Annotated in this window: 10 protein-coding genes; 5 read left to right on the top strand and 5 right to left on the bottom strand. The window is 38.4% G+C overall.

Annotation, left to right across the window (positions count from 1 at the left end):
* Nucleotides 1-17: 17 nt before the first annotated feature.
* Nucleotides 18-761 carry a 4'-phosphopantetheinyl transferase family protein gene (locus BMW38_RS03255; protein ID WP_092705797.1) on the bottom strand — a complete coding sequence of 248 codons (744 nt, stop codon included), beginning with the start codon at nucleotides 759-761 and terminating at the stop codon, nucleotides 18-20.
* A 400-nt stretch (nucleotides 762-1,161) separates the two neighbouring features.
* Between BMW38_RS03255 and BMW38_RS03245 the strand changes: the two genes are divergently transcribed.
* Nucleotides 1,162-1,452, top strand: a complete 291-nt coding sequence (locus tag BMW38_RS03245) for a hypothetical protein (RefSeq protein WP_003651724.1) — start codon at nucleotides 1,162-1,164, stop codon at nucleotides 1,450-1,452.
* 3 nt (nucleotides 1,453-1,455) lie between these two features.
* Nucleotides 1,456-3,060: a PepSY-associated TM helix domain-containing protein gene (locus tag BMW38_RS03240; protein WP_092705795.1), complete on the top strand. Its 1,605-nt coding sequence runs from the start codon at nucleotides 1,456-1,458 to the stop codon at nucleotides 3,058-3,060.
* A gap of 46 nt (nucleotides 3,061-3,106) precedes the next feature.
* Here the strand turns inward: BMW38_RS03240 and BMW38_RS03235 are convergent, their stop codons facing one another.
* The 4 genes from BMW38_RS03235 to BMW38_RS03220 all read right to left on the bottom strand — a co-directional run bounded on the left by BMW38_RS03235 (nucleotide 3,107) and on the right by BMW38_RS03220 (nucleotide 6,044).
* Entirely contained in the window at nucleotides 3,107-3,727 is a 621-nt protein-coding gene (locus tag BMW38_RS03235) for an ATP-binding cassette domain-containing protein (protein WP_092705794.1), read from the bottom strand.
* A gap of 4 nt (nucleotides 3,728-3,731) precedes the next feature.
* Entirely contained in the window at nucleotides 3,732-4,424 is a 693-nt protein-coding gene (modB, locus tag BMW38_RS03230) for a molybdate ABC transporter permease subunit (RefSeq protein ID WP_092705793.1), read from the bottom strand.
* Entirely contained in the window at nucleotides 4,421-5,206 is a 786-nt protein-coding gene (gene modA, locus BMW38_RS03225; protein WP_092705792.1) for a molybdate ABC transporter substrate-binding protein, read from the bottom strand. Before modA ends, modB begins: the two co-directional genes overlap by 4 nt.
* 490 nt (nucleotides 5,207-5,696) lie before the next feature.
* The gene (locus BMW38_RS03220) at nucleotides 5,697-6,044 is read right to left on the bottom strand and encodes a winged helix-turn-helix domain-containing protein (protein WP_092705791.1); all 348 of its coding nucleotides are present in this window, start codon (nucleotides 6,042-6,044) and stop codon (nucleotides 5,697-5,699) included.
* Nucleotides 6,045-6,266: 222 nt separating this feature from the next.
* On the opposite strand from BMW38_RS03220, the gene antA reads away from it, so the two are divergent.
* The 3 genes from antA to antC are packed head-to-tail and all read left to right on the top strand — an operon-like array spanning nucleotide 6,267 to nucleotide 9,216.
* Complete coding sequence (antA, locus tag BMW38_RS03215; protein WP_092705790.1) at nucleotides 6,267-7,682, top strand: anthranilate 1,2-dioxygenase large subunit; 1,416 nt, start codon at nucleotides 6,267-6,269, stop codon at nucleotides 7,680-7,682.
* Nucleotides 7,683-7,684: 2 nt separating this feature from the next.
* On the top strand, nucleotides 7,685-8,176 hold the full coding sequence (gene antB, locus BMW38_RS03210; protein WP_092705789.1) for an anthranilate 1,2-dioxygenase small subunit: 492 nt from the start codon (nucleotides 7,685-7,687) through the stop codon (nucleotides 8,174-8,176).
* A gap of 5 nt (nucleotides 8,177-8,181) precedes the next feature.
* Nucleotides 8,182-9,216 carry an anthranilate 1,2-dioxygenase electron transfer component AntC gene (gene antC / locus BMW38_RS03205; RefSeq protein ID WP_092705788.1) on the top strand — a complete coding sequence of 345 codons (1,035 nt, stop codon included), beginning with the start codon at nucleotides 8,182-8,184 and terminating at the stop codon, nucleotides 9,214-9,216.
* The last annotated feature ends 137 nt before the right edge of the window (nucleotides 9,217-9,353 follow it).

Genomic DNA, 9,353 nt, shown 5'->3' with positions numbered 1-9,353 from the left:
CGTTGCCTTCTTTTGTTTTAGGCAGATGTATTAGCTTTAAAAACCCAAGTCAAAATACATTCTTGTTCCACTTTCCAGCCGCCTTGATAGTGTTCTAAGAGTTGATGGCGATTTCGTATTTCTGATGTAAAAGCCAAAGTTAATGTTTGGTTTTCAAAATCAATATCGACTACCGATGCTTCTAAAAAGTCGATGTATTGTTTAGCAATAGGATATACAGCTTTATATAAGCTTTCTTTAACAGAAAAGATTAAGCTCACAAATTGAGAGAAATCAAAAAACTCAGAGGCTTTAATCTTCCAAAGTTCAAGTTCAGAAGGCGTTAAAATAAGATGTGCACTCTCTTGAGCAAATTCAGAGCTTACCCAGTGCTCGATATCAATTCCTAAATAACTGGCTTTGTCGGATAGCGCAACGATCAACTTATTTTGTGAATGACTAATACTACCCAAAACATGAGTTGGCCAGAGAGGCAAATGTTCGTGCATAGAAGTTATTGGTTGATCTAAATCTAAATGATGTTTTAAAACAGCCTGAGCCAATATCCTTCCACATAAATATTCATGTTGACGTTTAGGATGGGCTTGAATAATTTTTTGGGGATGCTCTAATTGCTGATCTATATGTAAATGCAGTGTTTTTGATAAGTCTAAACCATAAAAATAGAACGGCATTTTAAATAAAATTGGTTTAGAAATTTCGAAAATCAACCCACAAAGAGATTCAGGAATATATAAATAATCACTTACAGCATTTGACATCAAATAAAGAATTTTTAACGAATTATCTCCTATCTTATCGCATGGCAACAAATCGATAAATAATTATATTTATCATTTGATAATAATTATTATTTACTTATACTATTGGATAAATTTTCCCCTTAATTTATTTAAAAATATTGATCATGAAACTTATAGGACTTTTTTTGACCCTGTTGGGAGCGGTCAGTGTCTATTGTAGTCATAGCAACCAAAACCTGTTATCTCAACATCTTCCCGCTCTATTTAAGTATTTAGGCCTCTTGTTTTTAGTCATTGGATTAATTGCACTCTTTGCCAGCTTACCCAAAGTTGTTGCCGCTTTTTGTTGGTTCATGCTTATCATTTTTGCATGGTCGTTCCTTCCTTTTATGGCGCTTTTTAAACGGAAACTGGTTTCATGAAAGCTAAAATTCAGTCTCCTATTCAGCCAGACTGGTGGAGTAAAACCTTTGCTGGTGGTGTTCTAGGGTTAAGCCTTGCCATTGCTTTTGGCAACCTGATTGTTTTATTGGGTCAGCCTTATATTTCGATGGATCTTTTAGCCCAATTAGGCATGTGGAGTGTTCCTTGGGTTTGGATGCCAATTATGTTTGGCACCTATTTCTTTGTGACAGGAAGACAAGCAATGGTTTATTTATTTGTTGCCAACGTACTGGCTTATAGCTGTGTGTTTCTAATTCGGGGTTAAACAATGAAAGTACGTTCGGATATCATGAAACTTGCAAAAAGTATGCATACTTGGGTGGGTGTATGTGCAGGGATTTTGCTTTTTATCTGCTTTTTTGCTGGCGGCCTCAGCATGTTTCAGCACCATATTAGTAAGTGGGCTACGCCAACGCAGCAAGTTTTACCTAAAGTCTCACCTGACCAATATAATGAGCTTATTCAGAAAGTACAGGCTGCATATCCTGCTGCGCAAAAGAATTTCACACTAAATTTATCGTCGAATGAATTTCACTATGCGCCTATTACATGGAGTGAACATGAACGTGGAGATGGCTTTAATGCTGCTCAGTCCACATGGATGGCCAGCTTAGATGAAAAAGGCCAGTTAATCGTTGCTCAAGAAAACTTATCTAAAGCAGGTTGGCTAATCGAACAGCTACATGAAACCGCAGGAATTCCGGGCATGGCAGGCCATCACGGATTGGGTCTCTATGTGATGGGTGTAGTTTCGATTTTATATTTTCTTGCTCTGCTTTCGGGTGTAATCATACTTTTACCAACATTAGTGAAAGATTACTTTGTTATTCGCCCAGGTAAGAATAAAAAGCGCTTTTGGTTAGATGCGCATAACGTAATCGGAATTACCAGTCTACCTTTCCACATCATTATTAGTATTAGCGTGATTGTCTTTGCTTTTCATGACCTTTTTTATGATGCGATTGGACAACTTGCACTCAAAGGACAACCTGTTTTTCAGCGTTCGCCTCCTGCACTTATTCAGCCGAAACAAACACAAATTGATGTGCAGCAAATATTAGCTCAAGCCAAAAAAGTTGCGCCTGAATATTCAGTTGACTATATCCAGTTCAGTGGCCTAGATAAACCTGAAAAAGCCAATGCACGTATAGCTTTATATAGTTCAGATCAGATGTTGCGCGGTGCGAATCAAGACTTTATGCGTATGAACCCTTACGCGGTTGAGCACTTTAACCATAAAGGTATTAATACGCAGACTGATGCGGGCAATAAATTGATTAATGCAATGTTTAGTCTACATTTTGGTAGTTTTGGTGGCACAGGCGTTCGTTGGGTCTATTTTGTTTTAGGTGTTGGTGGTGCTTTCTTATTTTATACGGGTAATATTCTTTGGGTTGAAACTCGCGCACGTAAGCAAAAGCGTGCTGAAGATCCAGTTCCCGTGCAGCGTAAAGATGTGGTGTTCCTTGCGAACTTAACCATTGGTGCGTGTTTAGGATGTGTTTTAGCTGTAGTGGGCACCATGTTGGCCAGTCGTTGGCTTTTCGCAGCATTCAATATTGAAAGCATGAATCACCTTTTTATGTATGGTTATTATGCAATTTTCCTACTGACTTTGATTTACACCTTTGTCATTGGCTATGCAAAAGCTTTACCTCAACTGCTGTTAACCTTGGTTTTGGTGTTATTTGCGATTCCTCTTACATCTCTTGCGGCCTACTTAATTCCACAAAGTGGTTTATGGATTCATGGTGGAGAAATTTTGGTGGTTGATTTCTTGGCTGTCATTTTTGCTTTCGCCTTCTGGCGTTTTTATCAGCAAGCTCAAGATCGTCTAAAATCTGCTCCAACTGGTAGTTTATGGGCTAGCTAACAACCATAAATCGACAAGACTGAAATAATGTGTGAAATATGAAAAATTATAAAATCCACATTGTTTCGGTCAGTTGTTTAATTTCTTGAATATCATGACTCACATAAATCATGGGAATTTTTATTTCCTGTTTTACTTTTTGAAAAAAAGGAATAATTTCAGCTTTATGTGCGGCATCTAATGCTGATAAAGGTTCATCAAGTAATAACAGCTTAGGTGAATATAACAAGGCCCTCCCTAGTGCCACGCGCTGTTTTTCACCACCTGAGAGCTTGATGGGCATACGTTGTAGCAAGTGTTCTAACTTTAGTAATTCAATAATGTAATCAGCCTCAAAATGACGTTCTTGTTGTGCAAGATGTTTAAGACCAAATAATAAGTTTTGCTTTACTGTTTTATGCGGAAAAAGCTGAGCATCTTGAAAAACCAATCCAACATGGCGCTTTTGCGTGCTCAAATTAATTTTTTGATTTGAATCAAACCATGTTTGGTTTAGTATTTTAATTAATCCGCTACGTGGTGTATTTAGTCCTGCAATCGCATGTAAAATTGATGTTTTACCCGACCCAGAGGCACCGAATAAACCAATAACTAAAGCATCTGACTGAAAATTGGGTTCAATAAGAAATTGGCCCATTTGTAGCTGAAAGTGGCAATCAATCAACATAACTCTACCGCCCTAAGCGCTTTTTTTGATAACGATGAAACCACTGTGCAAACCATAGCGCTAAAAATGCTACGCTTAAAGATAAGACAATCAGCCTTTGAATAGCTGCTTCTGTATCGGGTTGTTGCATCAGGCTATACATGGCTAAAGGTAAGGTTCTTGTTTCATCAGAGATATTGCCAACAAAGGTAATGGTGGCCCCAAATTCACCCAAACTACGACAAAAACATAAAATGGCACCAATTAAAATACCACTACTAGCGAGTGGCAATGTGACATGAAAAAATGCCCCAAAAGATGAAGCACCTAATGTCTTTGCTGCCATTTCTAAACGTTGATCGACCAGCTCAATTGCGAGTCGAATTGATTGCACTAAAAGTGGGAACCCCATCACTGCCGAAGCAAGAACTGCCCCTTTCCAGTTAAATGCGAAATCTAATCCTAAAGGTGCTAAGTATTGCCCAATAATGCCGCGGTTTCCAAAGACTTGTAATAGCAAATAACCCGGCACAACTGGAGGCAGTACCAATGGTAAAAAGACCAATGTTTCAATGAATGACTTACCCCAAAACTCTTTACGCGCCAATACCCATCCTACAAAAATTGCAGGAATAATACTGACGACAAGACAACTTGCTGCAACCTTACAAGAAAGTTGCAGAACACTGAGCTCTTCTGGGGTTAAAGAAAACATCATGGTTTTGCTGGAACCAATACACTAAAGCCATATTTTTTAAAAACGACTTTAGCTTGATTGCTTTGTAAAAATTGATAAAACTTTGCTGAATTAGGATTTTCTTTAATCATCCCTACAGGATAAATAATGGGTGAGTGAGTATTTTCTGGAAATACACCAACGACAGTCACATCTTTGCTAATCGCTGCATCGGTTGCATATACAATTCCTACCTGACATTCACCACGCGCAACAAAGTTTAACGCAGCACGCACATCTTCTGTTTCAACTAATTTTGGCTCAATACGGCTCCACCAACCTAAATTTGTAAATGCTTGTTTTGCATATTTACCAACGGGCACACTTTTAGTATCCCCTGTACAAATCTTTCCTGTAAATAATTTATTCGGATCGGTAGTTTTATCCAATTTAATCTTTAATGATCGTCCTTTTGGTGTAATCAGTACCAATCGATTACCTAATAAATTTATACGGTCATTTGCTGCAACTAATTTTTTGTTTTGTAGATAATCCATCCACTGTGTATCAGCTGAAATAAAGATATCGGCTGGTGCCCCAGCTTCAATTTGTTTAGCTAAGGTTGATGAGCCTGCATATGAAGTTTTGACTTCTATATTATTTTGTTTTTCGTAAATTTTTTCTAAATCGTTAATTGCATTAGTTAAGCTCGCTGCTGCATAAACAGTAACCGATTCGGCCTTTACAGAGAGACTGATTGATAAGCCAAGACTGATGATTGAACTGACTATAGCGATTTTTTTTATCTGTACAGGACTTACCATTGTTTTTCCTTTTTTTATCGATTTATACAGCGATATATATCTTAGAATATAGCGGTATACGTAGATGATGAAAAGCAGAAATCAGTTAAATATAGAGGACCTAAATGCAGGTAGATGGTGCATTTCTCATTTTAAACTTCATTTTGGTGCAATATGCTGAAAGTTTATCTATCGAGATACTCTATTTTTAAAACCCATTTTCTTTTAGTGTCGGTTAATAGCTTGATTAGTTTTATGGTCATCACCATGCCAAGAAGCACATAGCGATGACCATAAAGATCTGTAAACAGATCAGTCGTTTATGCCAGCCACTCTTTTAGATACACAATAAAAAACGCCTATCCCCGACCATCTTTTACGATAGTACAGAATAGACGCCATTGTCTGTGTAACTGAAAATTGCAGCAGTGCTTTTTCAGCGTGCACTTTTTATTAAGCAAAAGCTATACCGAATTAAAAGATTCAGTCACTAAAAAGTCTTTTAATTTAGCTATTTTAAATAGCTACTCATAATTTGATAATCATGTTCTAAGGCTTGTCGAGCATTGATTTCCATTTGGCGGTATTGTTGTAAGACTTTCTGGCCCAAAGCTGTGACCGCTGCCCCACCACCATGTGTTCCCCCCGTTTGAGTTTCAACTAAAGCTGTTTCAAAGCACTGATTCATGGTGTCTACCAACTGCCATGCACGGCGGTAGCTCATATTCATAGATTTAGCCGCTTGTGAGATCGAACCAGTTCTCTCAATTGCCTCAAGTAAGTCTGCCTTTCCAGGACCAAATGCGATGTTCTGCTCTGAAAGAATTCTGATTTGTAATTTTAATTTGTGTTCTTTCATAGGCTTAACTCACAAGGTTTCACTTTATGCTCTTTAGGATTATAGGGAAGTTTAAGAAGATAAGACACCATACAAATTTAGAATCCTCATTACTCCCTTGAAAATAATTTTATTAAAAAATCAAAACTGCACAAAGTGGATAAAGATCTGGAAAAAACGGATAGAGGTAAAGGCCTAATCGCGGTTCAATCAGTTAAAAGCTGAATGAATAGGATTGAGCAAATGACCTCATCTAATTTAAAACAATGGAATGATTTTGTAGATGGATGTATCGACTTCCGTCCTAAAGATGGCGTGTTTCGTATCGCACGCAATATGTTTACCGAGCCTGAGCTGTTTGATTTGGAAATGGAATTCATTTTTGAAAAGGTTTGGATTTATGCATGTCACGAAAGTGAAATTCCAAACAATCATGATTTCCTCACTGTCCAAATTGGTCGTCAGCCGATTATTGTGAGCCGTGATGGTAAAGGCGAATTACACGCCATGGTCAATGCTTGTGAGCACCGCGGTGCGACTTTAACACGCGTTGCTAAAGGCAATCAGTCAACATTTACATGTCCGTTCCACGCATGGTGCTACAAGTCAGATGGCCGCTTGGTTAAAGTAAAAGCACCAAGCGAATATTGTGAAGATTTTGATAAATCAAGCCGTGGTTTAAAGCAAGGCCGTATTGCCAGCTATCGTGGATTTGTATTTGTAAGCCTTGATACTCAAGCAACAGATTCTCTAGAAGACTTTTTGGGTGATGCAAAACTGTTCCTTGATTTAATGGTTAATCAGTCGCCAACAGGTGAACTCGAAGTATTACAAGGCAAGTCATCTTATACCTTTGCAGGTAACTGGAAGCTACAAAATGAAAATGGCCTAGATGGTTATCATGTAAGTACTGTTCACTATAACTATGTCTCTACAGTCCAACACCGCCAACAAGTCAATGCATCAAAAGGTGCAGAACTCGACACACTTGACTATAGCAAGTTAGGTGCTGGTGATTCAGAAACTGATGATGGTTGGTTTAGTTTTAAAAATGGCCATAGTGTGTTGTTTAGTGACATGCCGAATCCAACTGTTCGTCCGGGTTACAGCACAGTTATGCCATATATGGTTGAAAAATACGGTGACAAATATGCTGAATGGGCAATGCATCGTTTAAGAAACTTGAACTTGTACCCTAGCCTATTCTTTATGGACCAGATTAGTTCTCAGCTTCGTATTATTCGCCCTGTGGCATGGAATAAAACTGAAGTCATCAGTCAATGTATTGGTGTTAAAGGTGAATCTGTGGAAGCGCGCCGTAACCGTATTCGCCAGTTCGAAGATTTCTTTAACGTGTCAGGCCTTGGTACACCAGACGATTTAGTCGAATTCCGTGAACAGCAAAAAGGTTTTCAGGCACGACTTGAACGCTGGAGCGATATTTCTCGTGGTTGTCAGTCTTGGGAATATGGCGCGACCAAAAACTCACAAGACTTAGGCATTCAACCAGTCATTACTGGCCGTGAGTTTACCCATGAAGGGCTCTATGTAAATCAACATGGACACTGGCAACGACTAATGCTCGATGGCTTAAATAAGAAAGCGCTAAAAATGCAGGATATTACTTTCGAAAACAATGCCGTAATGGATGAGGTATAACCATGTCACAAGAACTATATTTTGCTGTATCTCAGTTTTTGTACAAAAAAGCAGAACTTTGTGATGCTTATGACTGGGATGCCTATTTAGAACTTTACGATGAAGATAGTGAATATCATATTCCACAGTGGATTGATGACCATAACTATGTTCAAGATCCGAATCAGGGCTTGTCTTATATTTATTACGCAGACCGCACTGGACTCGAAGACCGTGTATTCCGTATTCGTACTGGTAAAGCAGCTTCGGCAACGCCATTACCACGCACTTTACACAGCATGAATAACATTCGAGTTAAAACATTGGATGATGGCCTAATTGAAGCAAAAGTTGCATGGCAAACGCTTTATAATCGTCAAGGTTTAGAAGGCTGTTTTTACGGACACGCTACTTATATTTTACGCCAAACAGCAGATGGTTTCCGCATTCGTCGTCAGCACAGCATTTTGCTCAATGACAAGATTGATTCCGTTTTAGACTTCTATCACGTTTAAGGGGAATGAAAATGGGACATTCAGTTGCACTTAACTTTGCCGATGGCAAAACCTTTTTCATTTCGGTAAATAACGATGAATTGTTGCTCGATGCAGCAGTTCGCCAAGGAATTAACTTACCGCTAGACTGCCGTGAAGGTGTTTGTGGTACCTGTCAGGGACAGTGTGAAACTGGTATTTATGAACAAGAATATGTCGATGAAGATGCATTAAGTGAACGTGATTTGGCCGAGCGAAAAATGTTAGCTTGCCAGACACGAGTGAAATCAGATGCGGCTTTTTATTTCGATCATGATTCTGCCATTTGTAATGCTGGCGATACCTTAAAAATTGAAACCAAAGTTACCGCTGTTGAGCTGGTTTCTGAGACAACAGCAATTTTGCATCTTGATGCAAGCAGTCATGCTGAGCAACTTCAGTTTTTGCCGGGACAATATGCTCGTTTGCAAATTCCAGATACTGAAGATTGGCGTTCTTATTCATTTGCCAATAGACCGAACTCAACCAATCAATTGCAATTTTTAATTCGTCTTTTACCAGACGGTGTGATGAGCAATTACTTACGTGATCGCTGTCAGGTTGGACAAAGCCTATTCATCGAAGCGCCACTTGGTAGTTTCTATTTACGCGAAGTACAGCGACCATTGGTTTTTGTTGCTGGTGGAACAGGATTATCAGCTTTCTTAGGAATGCTAGATAACTTGGTTGATCAACCAAACTCACCTGCAGTTCAGTTGTACTACGGCGTAAATAGTGAAACTGACTTATGTGAACAACAGCGTTTACACGCCTACGCAGAACAGTTACCAAACTTTAGTTATCACCCAATTGTGACTAAAGCAACCGATGCTTGGCAAGGTAAAGCGGGTTATATTCATGAGCACTTAAATAAAGATCAACTGGCTGAGCAGGCTTTTGATATGTATTTATGTGGCCCACCACCGATGATTGAAGCCGTTAAAAATTGGTTAGATGAGCAATCTTTGCAAAACTATCGTATTTATAGCGAGAAGTTTTTACAAAGCAATACCTCACGTTAAAAGTACAAATAATTTAAAAACCACTAAAACCTGAAATGATTCAATATACTCTGTAAGGGGTATATTGAATTTTTACATTTAAATTAAAAATTTTTATATATCAATAAGATAAAATAATAAATTCCGAAAAAATAAAT

The sequence above is a fragment of the Acinetobacter sp. yr461 genome (assembly GCF_900110445.1).
In the GTDB taxonomy this organism is placed as follows: Bacteria; Pseudomonadota; Gammaproteobacteria; order Pseudomonadales; family Moraxellaceae; genus Acinetobacter; species Acinetobacter calcoaceticus.
This window is presented reverse-complemented; position numbering and strand designations above follow the sequence as displayed.

Excerpts from the sequence above, each read along its gene's own strand:
- BMW38_RS03255 (WP_092705797.1), bottom strand. The coding sequence starts at position 761 with ATGTCAAATGCTGTAAGTGATTATTTATATATTCCTGAATCTCTTTGT.
- BMW38_RS03245 (WP_003651724.1), top strand. The coding sequence starts at position 1,162 with ATGAAAGCTAAAATTCAGTCTCCTATTCAGCCAGACTGGTGGAGTAAA.
- BMW38_RS03240 (WP_092705795.1), top strand. The coding sequence starts at position 1,456 with ATGAAAGTACGTTCGGATATCATGAAACTTGCAAAAAGTATGCATACT.
- BMW38_RS03235 (WP_092705794.1), bottom strand. The coding sequence starts at position 3,727 with ATGTTGATTGATTGCCACTTTCAGCTACAAATGGGCCAATTTCTTATT.
- modB (WP_092705793.1), bottom strand. The coding sequence starts at position 4,424 with ATGATGTTTTCTTTAACCCCAGAAGAGCTCAGTGTTCTGCAACTTTCT.
- modA (WP_092705792.1), bottom strand. The coding sequence starts at position 5,206 with ATGGTAAGTCCTGTACAGATAAAAAAAATCGCTATAGTCAGTTCAATC.
- BMW38_RS03220 (WP_092705791.1), bottom strand. The coding sequence starts at position 6,044 with ATGAAAGAACACAAATTAAAATTACAAATCAGAATTCTTTCAGAGCAG.
- antA (WP_092705790.1), top strand. The coding sequence starts at position 6,267 with ATGACCTCATCTAATTTAAAACAATGGAATGATTTTGTAGATGGATGT.
- antB (WP_092705789.1), top strand. The coding sequence starts at position 7,685 with ATGTCACAAGAACTATATTTTGCTGTATCTCAGTTTTTGTACAAAAAA.
- antC (WP_092705788.1), top strand. The coding sequence starts at position 8,182 with ATGAAAATGGGACATTCAGTTGCACTTAACTTTGCCGATGGCAAAACC.